This is a genomic window from Paramuribaculum intestinale, assembly GCF_030759015.1.
In the GTDB taxonomy this organism is placed as follows: domain Bacteria; phylum Bacteroidota; class Bacteroidia; order Bacteroidales; family Muribaculaceae; genus Paramuribaculum; species Paramuribaculum intestinale.
The window spans coordinates 395,729-413,104 of sequence record NZ_CP098825.1 but is presented as its reverse complement, the minus strand read 5'-3'; the positions used below and the strand labels follow the sequence as shown (position 1 = coordinate 413,104).

Annotated in this window: 15 protein-coding genes, 1 tRNA gene and 3 rRNA genes; 3 read left to right on the top strand and 16 right to left on the bottom strand. The window is 55.1% G+C overall.

Annotated elements, in window-relative coordinates; genetic code table 11:
• Positions 1-10 precede the first annotated feature (10 nt).
• The 11 genes from cas1c to NF347_RS01635 all read right to left on the bottom strand — a co-directional run bounded on the left by cas1c (position 11) and on the right by NF347_RS01635 (position 8,697).
• Positions 11-1,054: a type I-C CRISPR-associated endonuclease Cas1c gene (gene cas1c / locus NF347_RS01685; protein WP_107681604.1), complete on the bottom strand. Its 1,044-nt coding sequence runs from the start codon at positions 1,052-1,054 to the stop codon at positions 11-13.
• Positions 1,038-1,724, bottom strand: a complete 687-nt coding sequence (cas4, locus tag NF347_RS01680) for a CRISPR-associated protein Cas4 (protein WP_107036832.1) — start codon at positions 1,722-1,724, stop codon at positions 1,038-1,040. Before cas4 ends, cas1c begins: the two co-directional genes overlap by 17 nt.
• Positions 1,724-2,572 carry a type I-C CRISPR-associated protein Cas7/Csd2 gene (cas7c, locus tag NF347_RS01675; protein WP_107036831.1) on the bottom strand — a complete coding sequence of 283 codons (849 nt, stop codon included), beginning with the start codon at positions 2,570-2,572 and terminating at the stop codon, positions 1,724-1,726. Before cas7c ends, cas4 begins: the two co-directional genes overlap by 1 nt.
• Before the next feature lie 40 nt (positions 2,573-2,612).
• Positions 2,613-4,307 (bottom strand): type I-C CRISPR-associated protein Cas8c/Csd1, encoded by a 1,695-nt coding sequence (gene cas8c, locus NF347_RS01670; RefSeq protein ID WP_107036830.1) that lies wholly within the window; start codon positions 4,305-4,307, stop codon positions 2,613-2,615.
• Entirely contained in the window at positions 4,304-4,987 is a 684-nt protein-coding gene (cas5c, locus tag NF347_RS01665) for a type I-C CRISPR-associated protein Cas5c (protein WP_306254314.1), read from the bottom strand. Before cas5c ends, cas8c begins: the two co-directional genes overlap by 4 nt.
• 94 nt (positions 4,988-5,081) lie before the next feature.
• On the bottom strand, positions 5,082-5,264 hold the full coding sequence (locus tag NF347_RS01660) for a hypothetical protein (RefSeq protein WP_107681602.1): 183 nt from the start codon (positions 5,262-5,264) through the stop codon (positions 5,082-5,084).
• Positions 5,265-5,273: 9 nt separating this feature from the next.
• On the bottom strand, positions 5,274-5,525 hold the full coding sequence (locus tag NF347_RS01655) for a hypothetical protein (RefSeq protein ID WP_133165484.1): 252 nt from the start codon (positions 5,523-5,525) through the stop codon (positions 5,274-5,276).
• Between the two features lie 3 nt (positions 5,526-5,528).
• Positions 5,529-6,797 (bottom strand): CRISPR-associated helicase Cas3', encoded by a 1,269-nt coding sequence (gene cas3, locus NF347_RS01650; protein ID WP_107036827.1) that lies wholly within the window; start codon positions 6,795-6,797, stop codon positions 5,529-5,531.
• A 60-nt stretch (positions 6,798-6,857) separates the two neighbouring features.
• Entirely contained in the window at positions 6,858-7,268 is a 411-nt protein-coding gene (locus tag NF347_RS01645; protein ID WP_107681600.1) for a CRISPR-associated endonuclease Cas3'', read from the bottom strand.
• Positions 7,269-7,402: 134 nt separating this feature from the next.
• Entirely contained in the window at positions 7,403-8,236 is an 834-nt protein-coding gene (locus tag NF347_RS01640; RefSeq protein ID WP_107681599.1) for a 4Fe-4S binding protein, read from the bottom strand.
• A complete protein-coding gene (locus tag NF347_RS01635; protein ID WP_107036824.1) occupies positions 8,233-8,697 on the bottom strand; it encodes a SoxR reducing system RseC family protein in 465 nt (154 codons plus the stop codon). Before NF347_RS01635 ends, NF347_RS01640 begins: the two co-directional genes overlap by 4 nt.
• Positions 8,698-8,862: 165 nt before the next feature.
• Between NF347_RS01635 and msrA the strand changes: the two genes are divergently transcribed.
• Positions 8,863-9,840 carry a peptide-methionine (S)-S-oxide reductase MsrA gene (gene msrA / locus NF347_RS01630; RefSeq protein WP_107681598.1) on the top strand — a complete coding sequence of 326 codons (978 nt, stop codon included), beginning with the start codon at positions 8,863-8,865 and terminating at the stop codon, positions 9,838-9,840.
• A gap of 18 nt (positions 9,841-9,858) precedes the next feature.
• Positions 9,859-10,230 (top strand): YraN family protein, encoded by a 372-nt coding sequence (locus NF347_RS01625; RefSeq protein WP_107681597.1) that lies wholly within the window; start codon positions 9,859-9,861, stop codon positions 10,228-10,230.
• Positions 10,231-10,359: 129 nt separating this feature from the next.
• Here NF347_RS01625 and NF347_RS01620 read toward each other — a convergent pair whose 3' ends face one another.
• From NF347_RS01620 to NF347_RS01605, 4 genes are all read right to left on the bottom strand, one after another.
• The gene (locus NF347_RS01620) at positions 10,360-10,599 is read right to left on the bottom strand and encodes a hypothetical protein (protein WP_148061083.1); all 240 of its coding nucleotides are present in this window, start codon (positions 10,597-10,599) and stop codon (positions 10,360-10,362) included.
• 1,083 nt (positions 10,600-11,682) lie between these two features.
• Positions 11,683-11,791 (bottom strand): 5S ribosomal RNA (rrf, locus tag NF347_RS01615).
• A 178-nt stretch (positions 11,792-11,969) separates the two neighbouring features.
• A 23S ribosomal RNA gene (locus NF347_RS01610) occupies positions 11,970-14,872 on the bottom strand.
• 166 nt (positions 14,873-15,038) lie between these two features.
• Positions 15,039-15,112, bottom strand: a tRNA-Ala gene (locus NF347_RS01605).
• A gap of 7 nt (positions 15,113-15,119) precedes the next feature.
• On the opposite strand from NF347_RS01605, the gene NF347_RS01600 reads away from it, so the two are divergent.
• Positions 15,120-15,272 (top strand): hypothetical protein, encoded by a 153-nt coding sequence (locus NF347_RS01600; RefSeq protein ID WP_306254287.1) that lies wholly within the window; start codon positions 15,120-15,122, stop codon positions 15,270-15,272.
• A gap of 154 nt (positions 15,273-15,426) precedes the next feature.
• On the opposite strand, the gene NF347_RS01595 is transcribed toward NF347_RS01600, so the two are convergent.
• Positions 15,427-16,963: ribosomal RNA gene (locus NF347_RS01595) — 16S ribosomal RNA — on the bottom strand.
• Together the 16S, 23S and 5S rRNA genes with 1 tRNA gene alongside form the textbook arrangement of a ribosomal RNA operon.
• Positions 16,964-17,376: the final 413 nt, after the last annotated feature.

Sequence of the window (17,376 nt, the reverse complement as noted above, 5' to 3'; positions counted from 1 at the left end):
ACCCTAAAAATCATTTGACAAGAAACGGAGCATAATCCGACATGTCACCCCTCATATAGCGGGTAAGCAACAATGCCTGGATATGAGGCAACAACCCTATCGGCACCTTCTCTTGAAGAAAGGGATGGATGATTTCCGTTTTCTTGCGGTTCTGCCACATTGTGAGATATTTTTTTCGACCATCTTCCGTAAGACTTACCGAACCGACCGCCCCGTCACCGGCAGCGGGGGTGAAATCCGATGCCCTGATATGACGTGTGTTGATCAAAGATATGACAAAACGATCCACGAGCCACGAACGGAATTCCTCCATCAAGTCCAACGCCAGCGACATGCGACCCGGACGTACAGAATGCAGCACACCCATATATGGATCCAGTCCCACTCCCTCCAGCGCAGCACCGCAGTCATGAGCAAGCAATGTATATCCAAATGACAACATAGCGTTGACGCAATCTGTCGGAGGATGTTTTACACGCCTTGCAAAAGCAAAACAGCGATCCTTATTGAGAATCAAGTGGTGCATCACGCCGAAATATATTGACGCCGCCTGACCTTCATGACCTCTGACCTCATCTACTGAAACTGACCTGGTTATCAGACGCGACATATTTTTCAGCGACTCAGCCGCATCCGCCACCGCGGACACTCCCTCATCAGAGGGGTAATCTCTGACAAATCGCCTGAGGGTCATTCGCGCATTGTGTATCTTCGCGAGAACAAAAGATGAAGCCAGACGACGGCAATAATCCGTGTCACCGGCATTCTGAAACTGCGATCGGCGAAGAAGTATATTGCCCGTCTGCGGGCCCTGCACTCTCGCCACAAACCGTCCGGCAGTCGTAAAAAACGACAATGCCACGCCATTTTCAGAACACAGACGCATAAGTCCCGGGCTTGCCCCCTGATAACCGAATGTGATTATCGACTGGATGTTCTGTATCGGCATCCTGAACAATATCTTCTGCTGGCTCGAAATCACAACATTTGTGCCATCCTTCGAAAGATATGCATCCGGAGTCGTCACATACAGCGTATTAAGCAATCTCTTCATCAAATAAAGTTTTCAGATAGTCAGTCACATCGGCTTTGATCCGTCCAGGCATGCACATATCCTCCATAGAACAGGCTCTGCACGACCCCGTGCGTTTAGCCGCAGGGGTACGCCCCGACCTATATGCCTCATGCATCCTGCGCGACACATCGGTCACTCGATCGCGGAGTTCCGCATCCACTTCAACATACTCTCTTTTGCGCTCCTCCCAATAGAAGACAGCAGCGCGGCTTATCTCCGCACCATACATTTCCTCAAGAGCCATAGCCTGTGCTACAACCTGGTATCGGTCACAATCACTGATCTTGCGATGACCCCGCTTGTACTCCACAGGCATTATCGTGAACTCCCGGCTGGCGACAAGTTCCGCAACACTGCGCTTGCCTGTTGCAACAGGATGCAACTCCACCGCATCTGCGACGCCGAACAATCCCAATCTTCTGGAGGCAACACGCAGCCCGCGAAGAGTGACAATCCCGAAAGGGCCGCTTTTGCGTACCGACGGGTCGTCAACCCTTTCATGCAGCAAAGCCCCTTCGGCTGTAAGAAAATTTTCCTGCCACTGACATTCGAGATGAATGAGAGCCCACTGCCGTTCACAAAACATAAAATGCTGTATGCCCGACAGCGGGATCATTTCATCATCGGCATAATAGCCTGAACGAGGCATCAGAACTTTTCTATGACCGTCACACCCTGAGGCAGACTGTCGCGATCGATCTCCACAGTGCAGTCGCTGAAACTGCGAGGCACTGACACGCCGCTGTTTTTCGACACCCTTACGGCATCAAACAGTTTGTTGGCAGGAGCATTGCCAAGCTCCGACGAATGCTCGAACACGACGAGCTTGCGCGGACTCATGAGTCCGCGTGACGCCGAACGGTCATTGTCAAACATGTTTTCAAGCGCCTCCCAGAGAAGTTCGAGATCCGCATCCGAAAAACCGGTCTGCTTCGCAAGATTCGCCGATACAAAGCCGTGACACAGATACAGACCGTAAGGCACCGTTGATTTTCTGCCCATGGTCTTCTCCTTTTCCTTGTCAGCCTCTTTTGTCACAGCCATACGTGTGATGGAATGACTATGACTCACCACTGGATCCACCGAACGCGCGAAGGTGAGTTGTATCGGTCCGCGCACCTGTCCTTGCTTGTCTTTGGTAGCTATCACGGCGCCAAAAGCCCGTATGTCGAAATATTTTTCACACAAGGCCTTGCGGGCGGCAGCCTTTTTATCGTCCTTCGACTTACTTGCAACCTCGTCAGAGGCATACACCTCCTCCACACGATTGTCAAGCACAGCCGCCTCCTGTATGAAAATTCCATACCCCGGAGCACCATTGCGCGAAGCATCCACATAGTTGCGCACTTTGCGCTTCAGACACACGTCTGTCACCAGACCGCATCCGTTCTCGTTGTCCACCCGTGGAAGATTGCCTGCATCCGGATCGCCGTTCGGATTACCGTCCTGCACATCGAAGAGATACACGAAATCCACTCTGTTCTTTATGTCTGCCATAATTCTGCGTTTTTTTAATATGATTCGTCTTGATGTTTATTCACTCTGATTCCTTCTTCGTGTAGAAATCGGCCATCTGATGGTAATACCCTACAAAGAAGCGTCCCTGATCGTTCAGATCAAGATGCGACGGAAATCCCTCCGCAGGCATCTTCTCGATGATCTCCTGTTTGGTCTTCTCATAGAACACTCTCGATGCCTCGCTGAGTTTTTCGCTGTGGTGCACCGACAGGTTGAGCATCGCCGGGAACACTGCCGACGGAGTGGCCGATGCCGCCGCCATATAGCGCGTGCGGATCGAATCGCCGCTTTTCACATCGCTCTGTATCCTCTCGAGCACTGCCGCCAGACGTCCGCTCAGATAGCCTGGATTACTGTTTGTCTTGTCAAGCATTGGTGTAAGTTGTTTGTTATCTTTATTATTTCTTGTCACTCTGTTTATGTATGCCTTAAGTATCGATGCTCTTGTCCGGGTCACTGTCCGGTCAGGCAGTTCTGCCCTGATTCTTTCGAGAGCCGACGTGTAGAGCTGATACGGATAGCGTGTGCCCTGGATGACCGACTGCACTACCGCCTCACAAAGATTGGGCAACGCTTCCGACTGCTTTCCGTCAAGGGTCACGGCCGAAAGCATATTGAAAACTCCGGCGGTAGACCGACCCTTGTCATTCGCACGATAGCCGACCAGCGACATATCATCGAAATGCTGCAATATCTTTCCGGCAAACTCGCGAAGCTGCACATTCTCCCACACCACTACCGCCATACGCCCGGCGTTGGGAGCGAGCCCGAGAAAGTAAAACCGGTCATCAAGATCAGTATTCACGGTCCCCGACCATATACTTTTGAACAGCTTCTCCACACCTGCCGCCGACACACCTTTCGCCTCCGACGACTTGTCGCTCTCGACCATGAAGCCGAAACACGACTCGGTGTCGCGTCCGTATCGTCCCGAACACCAGTATAGGAATGTCCTGTCACCAAGACGTGTCTTGTTTTCCGAATCCTTCGACAGAAGCATCTTAAGCGCCGAAGTATAGGCAAAGTCGGCCTCCACAGATATAGGACTGTTGTAAGCCTGCTGCTTGCCATAGGAATCATAGCCCGACTTTACCTGAAAGCCGACCAGAGCGGTATTGGGCGAACATCCGGGTATGGTCGAACCAGTGCTTGTCCGCACCAGCCGGCCGTTCCGGCCAGTCACGAGGCATACGCCGCTTGGGCTGGCGTCTGACCCTTCGGAGGCCGGTATCAGATGGCCCTTCTCGGCAATCGTTTCACAGTCACCCTCGACCATAAAGGTCATATTGGCGGCAGCGTTGTTGCTTACCTCATCAAACAACGGATCACGGCCGTAGGCCATGCGCCGCTCCTCCGGAGTCCGGCGGTAGAAAGCCGCCAAAGCCGCCATACACGCCTCGTCGGGATGCGACGAGGCGATCTCCATTACCAGACCAACGAACGAACGATGGTGTCTGTCGTCCGAATCATTCAGCCCCAGCACATACTTGCCGTTGTCCCACAACACGTTGGGAGCGACATTTGACGACCGGCTTACAGGCGCCGCCACAATCAGCTCAGCGCATCGTTTCTTGTCAATGCGTCGAGACTCGAATCTGACAAACGACCCGTCGCGGTCTATCACCATCACATATTCGATCTCCTTGCGACACATCCCCTCGGGCACACGGTCAGGACGCGAATAAAAATAATCGTATAGCGCTTTAAGTATCATCCCATCACCTCCTTGCTGTCAACAGGTGGAACTTCTATCACACCGAGGTCCATCACCGGACGGAAAAACATCGGCCGTATATCTTTGCTGTCGGAAAAATCCATGTCATACAGCATTATTCCCAGATCACGCGATTCCTGCAGCAGATCATCGCCACCCTTCGCCCCATCTGGAAGAAGACTGAAATAGGCCGTGCACTCCCTCGTGCCAAGATAAGGCATTGTAAAGCACTGACCCTTCGACGCCCTGCGCTCGAACATCGCCTGATATTTACCCGGATTCTCGTCGTCGCCCGACTCTCTCGACGATACGCCCGCCCGCTTGTGGGGAGGTATATACTCCATCTTGGCATATATACGATACCCGACGTCGCGCAGCATCAGACTGTTGCGCTGCTGACGCTTCTCTGTGGCGATTATCGGTCGGGCGTTCGCACTGTTCTGAGCGAGCGCGCCTACCTCATTGCGTCGCACCGAGATCCACTTTATCGGATTCACCACCTCTATTCTGGTAATACGCCACTGTATCGCAGGCTTCCAGAATATCGCCTGGAAGATATTCCGGGCGGCTGATGGCGTGATCACGTCATAGCTCACTCGCTCCACCTTGAGTTCAGGCCTTGTGAAGCAAGCCATGTCGCCCCACACCTCAAGGCCATACTCTTTGTCAAAATATTCCATTACACATTCTATATTTCAGGCAAACGGTCACATGTCATCAACATCTATCAGTTGCGGAATCATATCGGCCGCCGGCCATCGGTTTATCATTCTGTCATATCACAAACGTCTGCTCAAGATATTCGTTTCCGGCTTTCAGACCCGACTTACAGTCATAAAGCATCGGATCCTCCACATAATAGATACCACTCAACGGCTCGTCCAACATGCCGGCGCGACGCATCTCCTCAAACTGTCGGCGCGTCACACTGACTGTAAACTGGCCGAGCTCCCGCATCAGAGCTCTTTACGGCCCTACACGCTTCAGCCGCGATATCAGGCTCCCTGCATCCGCATAATTCACTACAAGCGTCATGCCCTCATCATCTATCAGCCTGAACCGCCGGGCGATCTCCTCATATCTCACCTCACCGGGCGTTTCCGACAGCCGGCATATCTCCTGACTGTCAAATGTAGGCGTCCGCTTATACAGCAACGCATAATACTCCTTAATGACATCCGGATCAAACCAGTCGGCATCGGGATGCATCCTGAGCAATTCCTACATCGCATATATGCTCTCTTTTATCGTTCCCCGAGGCATATATCCCTGCATACGGAACACATGGGTCACACCATTCTCCAGCAGCCCCTCCCGGTTACACCTTCCGGCCGCCTGAAGCAGTGAGTCCAGACCCGCCATCTGACGGTAAACCACCGGAAAGTCCAGATCCACTCCGGCCTCTACAAGCTGAGTGGCCACGACCCTCACACATCTGTCACCACCGTCATCCAGCTGCCGCCTGATCTCTGACAGGCACTGACGTATATGCAGCGGACACATCATCCTCGACAGATGAAAGTTATCATCGCTTTCTCTCAGACGCCCGTATATTTCCGAAGCAATACCGCGAGTGTTGACAATGCATAATACCCTCCGGTGCCCCTCTATTCTACGGGCGATCTCGTCCGAAGTCAGTTCGCACATGTCAAAACGCATATCCACCCTGCGCAATCCTTCATGCAGATCCATACTGCGGTCTGTTATGCAGTGTATATCACCGGCATCTATTCCACGGTATTCTACCGGGCCACATCCCTTGTGACAGCCCGAGATCAGCGGCTGTGTGGCCGTACATAGCAAAAACGAGGTCCCGAACACACGTGTATATGTGCTTATCGCGTCAGCCACCGGCTGCATGAACGACCGTGGCAACGACTGCGCCTCGTCAAGAATCACCACACTATTGGCCAGCGAATGCAGCTTGCGGCATTTCGACGGACGGTTGGAAAACATCGATTCAAACAGCTGCACATTTGTTGTCACCACTATCGGAGCATCCCAGTTCTCGGCTGCAAGTCTGGTTCGTTCATTTATCATTTCGTCCGACATCACACTGTGATGCTCGATCACATTCTCCGACCCGAATATTTCACGCAACACCTGAGCAGTCTGCATTATGATGCTTGTAAACGGTATCGCTATTATGATCCGCTGCTTGCCATGCCGACACGCATGATTGACAGCCCATACGACCGACGCGACCGTCTTGCCTCCGCCGGTCGGCACCGTCAGTTCAAACACTCCGGGAGTCATCGCACTCCTCTCTTCGCACATTCGCTGCACCTCACTCCTCAGCCGATTGACAACACTCGGAGCCGACGACGAAAACCGGCCGATGTATCTGTCTAAGCGTTCCTTGAGATCCACGATACTACTGTAGCTCTCTCTCATCCGGCTCGACGTTTCATCCATAAACTGCTCGGTGTCGAGATAATCCGCATCCACCAGACAAGAAAACAGCATCCTGACCACATGATGTATCTCCATGCCTTTAAGCCTGACTGACGGCGGACGCAAGGCCAGATCAGGCACCTGACGCGAAACCTCTTAGGCCACTGCGCCATTCTTGAGCAGATTTCTAAACTCATCCATGTCATACAGTCCCCTGTGATGGCCGGCTATGGGGTTGCTCATCAAGCCCATTCCGTCGGCATACTTACTATGCATGACAATAGCGCCGGCCAGACTGTGCGGAGCGGCATCCGTCGGCATCTTTGAAATATCGTATCCTGAACTGTACCTGATTTTACACTGAAATGCATCCGACTCTTTACCTCTGTCGTGCAGCAGTCCCATAAGTCGTCCCCAGTCGCCCATGCCGAATACAGATGAGAATCCTTCAGCCCGCGATGCCACGCCACGACAATGCTCATCATTCGTCTGTATTACCCACATGCCCTCATCCCCGTCCTGACGACGGATATGCGACATGATATGACTGTATCTGGGAGTTTTCATGGCTCATCGGCTAATATCCGCAAATATACTACAACCGACTGACAACTGCAACACCTGCATGTAAAACAACAATCGGCCCATAAAAAAATGATCAGCAAAGCACATGATCAGCCCTGACACCAGACCCCGATATGTCAGCCCTCTGCCATGCGTATGGCTCCCGTAGGGCACGCCGGCCCACACATGCCGCATCCGGTGCATTTCATGGCATCGATCCTTGCCGGAGCCACACGCGACACTCCGTCGCCGCATCGCCCAAACGTTATGGCCGACGACGCACAGACGCGCTCACACTTGCCACAGGCTATACAGGCCGACCGGCAAGCTTTCACAGCCAGCTGGCCAGGCGAGGCATTCGAACATGCCACATACCTAAACGCTGCCTGCACCCTCACCTGACGGATACTGATCACCGACCGAGGACAACGCTCCGCACACCGCCCGCAACCCGTACACAGCGAATGATCCACCTCAGGTATCTTCGTTTCGCTATTGATAGATATTGCATCAAACGGACACACACCAACACAATCGCCCATACCCACACATCCATAGCTGCACAATGACTCACCCGACCCTATGGCAGCGACTGCTACACATGAGGCCGGCCCGTCGTAAAGCGCCACATCCTGCCGGCCGCCGCACTTCGCGCCGCAACCCACTGTCGCCACTTTGCGCACATCGGGGCATGATTCGTTTTGCAGCCCCAGCGCCGATGCGATACGCCCCATCGTCGACCTGTCCGAACCCGGACATGACAATCCTTCCAGCGACGTAGCATTGCAACACGCCTGAGCAAACGCACGGCATCCGCTGAAGCCGCATCCGCCGCAATTGGCCCCGGGCAAAAGCCCCTCCACCTGATCTATACGCGGATCATCATCCACGCTAAACCGCCGGGCCACAACGTAGAGCAACCCCGCAGCGGCAACACCTATGACTCCCAGAACTATTGCAGCCCACATCATGACGCCCTCCTACAATCTAAAGACTCGCATACCATATCCGATGTTGGAAACGCACGTCTCCTCATCAGATACAAAACCGCATACACCGACATCGCCGCCATAACAGCCGACACCGCACTCAATACATCATTCATACCTATCCATGACGCCGCAACAGCGACGCCCACCAACACCCCAAGAGGCAAAAGCAACCCAAGCAGCATCATACGGCTCGCTGAACATCCGGCATCCCTGATCACCACCGGATTACCTGGAACGATACTGTCAGACATATCGATTCCTACCTCCAGAACGCACTCGCCGGGACGCATACACACCGACGACAGACGGCATACCTCACACGCCTCTTCATGCAGTTCAAGCGCAACCACCGCCCTGTCACCATCCACCGAAATCACCGTCGCTGTAAATTCTTTCATGGAATCAAAGATATACAATCCCATTGTAAAAAACAAACTCATTTTCTATCTACCGTTCAAATGCATCCGAAAAAAACACCCTCGTTAGAAAACAAATGCTTAATTTTGTGAACCACCACAGAGCTGACCCTTCAGCCAGCAGAAGTCACCAACATTTCACCACCCCGAATTGTTGTTCACTTAACAACGCATCAAACCTCGATAACAATGGACAACGCCACCATATACTTTGCCGGAGGATGTTTCTGGGGCACAGAACGCTTCTTCAGAAATGTACCCGGAGTCATCGACACCGAAGTCGGATATGCCAACAGCAACGTACCGCAGCCCTCATACCAGCAGGTATGCACCGGTCTTACACACGCCGCTGAAACAGTCAAGGTCACATATAATCCGCAACGTGTCACGCTCCCCTATCTCATACAGCTCTTCCTCATGACCATCGACCCTACATCGGTCAACCGTCAGGGAGGCGACACCGGCACGCAGTACCGTACAGGCATATACACCATCGACAGTCAGTCACAGCAAATCGCCACCGAAGCCCTCCGGAAAGCCGCCGACAACTATGACCGTCCGATCGTAGTTGAAAACCTCCCGCTCGAAAACTTCTATCCCGCTGAAATGTACCATCAGGACTATCTTGAAAAGAATCCCGGAGGATACTGCCATGTCAACCCGTCACTACTCCGCAAGGCAGCAGAATTTCACGACCCGGACGCCCCGCAAAGCGACCTCAAACGCTATGCCCGGCTATCCGACGAGCAACTACGCCAGCAGCTCTCACCGATACAGTTCGACGTCACACGCCGCAACGCCACCGAACCGCCCTTCGACAACCCCTACTGGCGGGAGCGGCGCGAAGGAATATATGTCGACATCACCAACGGACAGCCACTGTTCCTCTCCACCGACAAATACTCATCACAATGTGGATGGCCAAGCTTCTCACGCCCCATCAACGACACCCTGCTCACACGCGTCCCCGACAACACCGCAGGAATGCAACGCACCGAAGTGAGAAGCCGCATAGGCGACGCACATCTCGGCCACGTATTCAACGACGGACCGGCACAGTCTGGCGGACTACGCTACTGCATCAACTCCGCGGCGCTACGTTTCATCCCACGCTCACAGATGGCCGAACAAGGCTATGCCGACTATCTCCCGCTTCTGCCCGACTGAACGACAGACCAACCTATAATGGCCACACACAACGACATCGGACAATGGGGCGAAAACATCGCCCGCGAATATCTCGCATCCAAAGGCTATGCAATCGTCGAAACCAACGCACGAATCGGCAAAAAGGAGATCGATATAGTAGCCATGCACCACTCCCGCATCGTTTTCATCGAAGTAAAGACTCGCACCAACTCCGACTTCGACCCACTCGATGCAATAGACACTAAAAAAATCCGCAACCTCACCCGGGCAGCAGAGGCCTACGTCCGCTCCCGCAACATCCCACACGAAGTACAGTTCGACATTATCATCGTCAGCGGCACCCCCCACAGCGACCACACCGTCACACACTACCCCGATGCCTTCATGGCCCCCCTCACCACCCACTGATCCCTCTCCCCCATCTCCATCTCCATCTCCATCTCCCCACCAAGGCGCTGCTGCGCGCGCCATGGCGGGGCTTACCAAAGTCGCATGGTCTCCGACCATTCCCGCCTTCCTCCACCGGCAGGGGTAGCGCTATCGCTTCCGATCCATCCGGCTTCTCTTCTGCGACCGGGCTGCCGCTATCAGAGCCGCGGAGCGTGCGGGCAGACAGTATCCCCGGTTCGGAGCGGCATGACGCCCACTGCCGCGCCTCAGCGGGGCGTGGGAGCGTGCCGCGTAGACCGGGGGCAGGAGAGAGCCATCACCATTCGGCCGAGCTGCGGAGCATGCGAGATCAGCCGCCCGCGCCAGCCCGGGCCGTCTACTGGCCATAGCGCCCCCCCCACTCCACGCCGCCGATCCATCCAACAGCTTCACTCATCTCCGATAATTCCGATTATTGTGCCCTCCCTCCTCCTCTTCCGGATAGGGGTGGCACTATCGGAGCCGCGGAGCGTGCGGGCAGACAGTATCCCCGGTTCGGAGCGGCATGACACCCCACTGCCGCGCGTCAGCGGGGCGGTGGGAGCGTGCCGCGTAGACCGGGGGCAGGAGAGAGCCATCACCATTCGGCCGAGCTGTGGAGCATGCGAGATCAGCCGACCGCGCCAGCCCGGGCCGCCTACTGGCACATAGCACTCCACCCACTACTTCACGCCGCCGATCCATCCAACAGCCTCACTTATCTCCGATAATTCCGATTATTGTGCCCTCCCTCCTCCTCTTCCGGATGGGTTGGCGCTATCGGAGCCGCGGAGCGTGCGGGCAGACAGTATCCCCGGTTCGGAGCGGCATGACGCCCACTGCCGCGCGTCAGCGAGGCGGTGGGAGCGTGCCGCGTAGACCGGGGTCAGGAGAGAGCCATCACCATTCGGCCGAGCTGCGGAGCATGCGAGATCAGCCGCCCGCGCCAGCCCAGGCCGCCTACTGGCCATAGCGCCCCCCCCACTCCACGCCGCCGATCCATCCAACAGCTTCACTCATCTCCGATAATTCCGATTATTGTGCCCTCCCTCCTCCTCTTCCGGATAGGGGTGGCACTATCGGAGCCGCGGAGCGTGCGGGCAGACAGTATCCCCGGTTCGGAGCGGCATGACGCCCCACGGCCGCGCGTCAGCGAGGCGTGGGAGCGTGCCGCGTAGACCGGTGGCAGGAGAGCGCCACCCCAATCCGGCCGAGCTGCGGAGCATGCGAGATCAGCCGCCCGCGCAAGCCCGGGCCACCGACCGGCACATAGCGCTCCCGCCACTCCTCCAAGCCGCCGATCCATCATTCCCGCCGATAATTCCGATTAACCCGATCACTCTTGATTACTCCTCTCTCCTCTGCGGCTGGGGTGGTCTGCGAGCATTCCTGCCTTAAAAAAAACAAAACTGCCTCCATGGTCACTGTGACCATGGAGGCAGCTTGTCAAAAAGGGGGCGGTTACCTACTTTCCCGCTTTCGCAGTATCATCGGCGTAGTGAGGTTTAACTTCTCTGTTCGGAATGGGAAGAGGTGGAACCCTCACGCTAACACCACCTGAATATCGTTAACTGGAAGCGATCGCAACTGACTCCGGAAAGGGAGTGAGTCATCCGGTATTCGCTGCTGTGACCTTTATAGCGCCTGCGCTCAAGGCGGAGAGCTTCAGGCCGGGTCTGCGGCAGCTGCGGATTTGTTTCTTTCTCCTCCGCCACTCTCACTAGAAGAGAGGCGGAGGCTGCGGAAAGGGTTCGGGTGATTAGTATCGCTCGGCTGTGGACGTCACCGTCCCTGCACCTGCGACCTATCGACGTCATCGTCTCTGACGACCCTTGTGTGGAAATCTTATCTTGAGGGGGGCTTCGTGCTTAGATGCTTTCAGCACTTATCCTTGCCAGACGCGGCTACCCGGCGGTGCTCCTGGCGGAACAACCGGCACACCGGAGGTCTGTCCAACACGGTCCTCTCGTACTAGTGTCGGGTCCTCGCAAATTTCCTGCGCCCACAACAGATAGGGACCGAACTGTCTCACGACGTTCTGAACCCAGCTCGCGTGCCACTTTAATAGGCGAACAGCCTAACCCTTGGGACCTTCTCCAGCCCCGGGATGTGACGAGCCGACATCGAGGTGCCAAACCACTCCGTCGATATGAGCTCTTGGGAGGGATCAGCCTGTTATCCCCGGAGTACCTTTTATCCTTTGAGCGATGGCCCTTCCATACGGAACCACCGGATCACTATGCTCTAGTTTCCTACCTGATCGACTTGTCGGTCTCCCAGTCAAGCGCGCTTGTGCCATTACACTCTGCGGCCGGTTACCAATCGGCCTGAGCGCACCTTTAGAAGCCTCCGTTACGCTTTTGGAGGCGACCACCCCAGTCAAACTACCCACCAAGCAATGTCCTCGCATCGCGAGTTAGAAACCAAATGCGCAAAGGTCAGTATTTCAACAACGGCTCCACGATGACTGGCGTCACCGTCTCACAGCCTCCTGACTATCCTACACATCGCGCACCCGGTCCCAATGCTAAGCTGCAGTAAAGGTTCACGGGGTCTTTCCGTCCCGTTGCGGGTAATCGGCATCTTCACCGATACTACAATTTCACCGAGCTCACGGTTGAGACAGTGTCCAGATCATTACACCATTCGTGCAGGTCGGAACTTACCCGACAAGGAATTTCGCTACCTTAGGACCGTTATAGTTACGGCCGCCGTTTACCGGGGCTTCAATTCAAGGCTTCTCTTGCGATGACCTCTCCTCTTAACCTTCCGGCACCGGGCAGGTGTCAGGCTGTATGCTTCATCATTAAACTTCGCACAGCCCTGTGTTTTTGTTAAACAGTTGCCTGGACCTATTCTCTGCGCCCTCCCATACAGGAGGGACCCCTTATCCCGAAGTTACGGGGTCAATTTGCCTAGTTCCTTAACCGTGAATCACTCGAGCGCCTCGGTATCTTCTACCCGACCACCTGTGTCGGTTTGCGGTACGGGCCCTGTTACGATATGCTTAGCGGGTTTTCTTGGGAGTATGTTTCCATCCGCTCTCCGCTCGCCCGGGGGCTCGCGGTACTGTCCCGATTCACAAGTCCTCCGGATTTGCCTGGAGAACATAAAGCTACACGGTTTAACGCACTATTCCGTCAGTGCGCGGGATTTCCACTCCTCCGTCACCACATCGCTCGCAACAGGGGTAACGGAATTTTTACCGTTTGTCCATCGGATCCGCCTTGCGGCTGCTCCTTAGGCCCCGACTTACCCTGATCCGATTAGCGTTGATCAGGAACCCTTGGTCTTTCGGCGGGAGGGTTTCGCGCCCTCCTTATCGTTACTTATACCTACATTTGCTTTTCCGATCCCTCCAGCATGGCTCGCGCCACACCTTCACAGGGCTACGGAATGCTCCCCTACCAACTGTGGGTCCAGCCCACCGTTCCATGGCTTCGGCAGCCGGCTTATGCCCGCGTATTATCCATGCGGGATCACTCGACTAGTGAGCTGTTACGCACTCTTTAAATGAATGGCTGCTTCCAAGCCAACATCCTAGCTGTCCTTGCAATCCCACCTCGTTATGGTCTTCAACTTAGCCCGCATTTGGGGGCCTTAGCCGATGGTCTGAGTTGTTCCTCTCTCGGACGCGGACCTTAGCACCCGCGCCCTCACTCCCGGGATTCATGCCGCGGCATTCGGAGTTTGTCAGGACTTGATAGGCGGTGAAGCCCTCGCATCCTATCAGTCGCTCTACCTCCGCGGTATAACACCCGAGGCTGCACCTAAATGCATTTCGGGGAGTACGAGCTATCTCCAAGTTTGATTGGCCTTTCACTCCTACCCTCAGGTCATCCGAAAGCTTTTCAACGCTTACCGGTTCGGCCCTCCAACGGGTGTTACCCCGTCTTCAGCCTGCCCAAGGGTAGATCACTTGGTTTCGCGTCCACCCGCGCCGACTAACGGCGCCGTGTTCCGACTCGCTTTCGCTTCGGCTCCGGGCATCACTGCCCTTAGCCTCGCCGGCGCGGGTGACTCGTAGGTTCATTATGCAAAAGGCACGCCGTCACCACACGTAGTGGCTCCGACCGCTTGTAGGCACATGATTTCAGGGTCTTTTTCACTCCTCTGTTCGAGGTTCTTTTCACCTTTCCCTCACGGTACTGGTTCGCTATCGGTCTCTCGGTAGTATTTAGCCTTACGGGATGGGCCCCGCAGATTCACACAGGATTTCTCGTGTCCCGCGCTACTCAGGTGCCGCCTCGCCCGGAATCACAGTTTTCGCCTAAGGGGCTGTCACCCGCTATGGCCACGCTTTCCAGCGTGTTCGGCTAACCGTATTCCATCACTTTACCGGCGGTCCTACAACCCCGCCAGACGCGTCGCCACGCCGGCGGTTTGGGCTATTGCGCGTTCGCTCGCCACTACTTGCGCAATCACTATTGTTTTCTCTTCCTCCGGGTACTGAGATGTTTCAGTTCCCCGGGTTCGCTCCGGTCACAGACCGGTGACGCACTCTTCGCGCGCCGGGTTGCCCCATTCGGAGATCTGCGGCTTGATGAGTATTTGCCTCCAACCGCAGCTTATCGCAGCTTGTCACGTCCTTCGTCGCCTCCGAGAGCCAAGGCATCCTTCATGTGCCCTTCTCTCCTTTCCTTTTACTTCGCCTTTTGACTCTACGTCAGATATCCGTCGTTCGATGTGCTCAAAAAGCACATTCGCCCGATGATTTCACTCGTTTCTATTGTCAATTGCTTGCCATCTCTGACTTGCGTCATCAATGACTTTCGCTTCCAGTATGTCAATGTTCTCTTTGTTTACGGTGGAGAATAACGGATTCGAACCGTTGACCCTCTGCTTGCAAAGCAGATGCTCTAGCCAGCTGAGCTAATCCCCCGTGACGGTTGAACGGGCGTTTCGCTGTCGCCACCGGCGATATAACCGCCGCCGACACCTGTCATCCCAGCGAAAAACCGGAATACGCCATTTCAAGCCGTTGTAGGTCAATAGAGCCCGAAGCAGCAGCACGCCTTTCATATCCTGAGGCGTATCAGTGAAAACTCCGTCATCTTCCATTCTCTCGACTCCGACGCCGAACCTAATCGGCAGAATCATTCTGTATGGAGGGCTATATGCCGTTGTAACGGTCTGTGATCGGGAACAGACTGCCGTCCGACTGCCCGGAGCTACCGGACATCATGACGTCTCCAGAAAGGAGGTGTTCCAGCCGCACCTTCCGGTACGGCTACCTTGTTACGACTTAGCCCCAGTCACCGGTTTTACCCTAGGGCGCTCCTTGCGGTCACGCACTTCAGGCACCCCCGGCTTCCATGGCTTGACGGGCGGTGTGTACAAGGCCCGGGAACGTATTCACCGCGCCGTGGCTGATGCGCGATTACTAGCGAATCCAGCTTCATGGAGTCGGGTTGCAGACTCCAATCCGAACTGAGACAGGTTTTCGGGTTCCGCGCCCCGTCGCCGGGTGGCTTCCCGCTGTACCTGCCATTGTAACACGTGTGTCGCCCCGGACGTAAGGGCCGTGCTGATTTGACGTCATCCCCGCCTTCCTCACTGCTTGCGCAGGCAGTCCCCACAGAGTGCCCGCCATCACGCGATGGCAACTGTAGGTAGGGGTTGCGCTCGTTATGGCACTTAAGCCGACACCTCACGGCACGAGCTGACGACAACCATGCAGCACCTCGCAGGAGACCATTGCTGGCTGCCTCCTTTCAAAAACATCCCTCCTGCGTTTGAGCCCGGGTAAGGTTCCTCGCGTATCATCGAATTAAACCACATGTTCCTCCGCTTGTGCGGGCCCCCGTCAATTCCTTTGAGTTTCACCGTTGCCGGCGTACTCCCCAGGTGGAATGCTTAACGCTTTCGCTGTGTCACCCAGAACTCAATCGCCCCGGACAACTAGCATTCATCGTTTACTGCGTGGACTACCAGGGTATCTAATCCTGTTCGATACCCACGCCTTCGTGCTTCAGCGTCAGTTGGGCGCCGGTACGCTGCCTTCGCAATCGGAGTTCTGCGTGATATCTATGCATTTCACCGCTACACCACGCATTCCGCGTACTTCTCGCCCACTCAAGGCACCCAGTTTCAACGGCTCGACGAGGTTGAGCCCCGCAATTTTACCGCTGACTTAAGCGTCCGCCTACGCACCCTTTAAACCCAATAAATCCGGATAACGCTCGCATCCTCCGTATTACCGCGGCTGCTGGCACGGAGTTAGCCGATGCTTTTTCTCCGGGTACTCTCCAAACCGCACACGTGCGGCACTTTGCTCCCCGGCAAAAGAGGTTTACAACCCATAGGGCCGTCATCCCTCACGCGACTTGGCTGGTTCAGGCTCCCGCCCATTGACCAATATTCCTCACTGCTGCCTCCCGTAGGAGTCTGGTCCGTGTCTCAGTACCAGTGTGGGGGACCTTCCTCTCAGAACCCCTACGCATCGTCGTCTTGGTGGTCCGTTACACCGCCAACTAACTAATGCGACGCATGCCCATCCGCCACCGGAATTAACCTTTGGCACCAACAGGATGTCCCGTCGATGCATTATGCCGTATTAGACGGGATTTCTCCCGATTATCCGGCTGTGGCAGGCAGGTTGCATACGTGTTACTCACCCGTGCGCCGGTCGCCGGCTGGTGAAGGCAAGCCTTCACCACCGCTGCCCCTCGACTTGCATGTGTTAAGCCTGTCGCTAGCGTTCATCCTGAGCCAGGATCAAACTCTCCGCTGTTGTTATCTTTTGTTCTTTTTTTTCTTGTGCTGATTGACCGTCATGAATCCCCGAAAGGAAACAGACCGACCGTCGCACCCGACAGAAACAAACCGACAATCACTCGGCGAGCACTCTCCACGACCAGAACGAATCCGTAGTCATCGTAGTCTTCAGCCGGACATCTCAGCCCGGCAAAGGAATTGAACAGAGTTTCATTTTCGCCTGACGACACCGCCTAAGCGGACATCGAACAGACATGACTCTTGTACTACTGCTTCTTGTCTATTGTAAATCTTCTCAATGTTCTCTTTGCGACTCTCAGGAGCGTTGCTTCCCGAAAGCGAGTGCAAAGTTACACCCAAAAATCTTCCCCACCAAATTTTTCGCAAAGAAAATTACACCACCAAAACCAACTTTTTCAACAAAACATT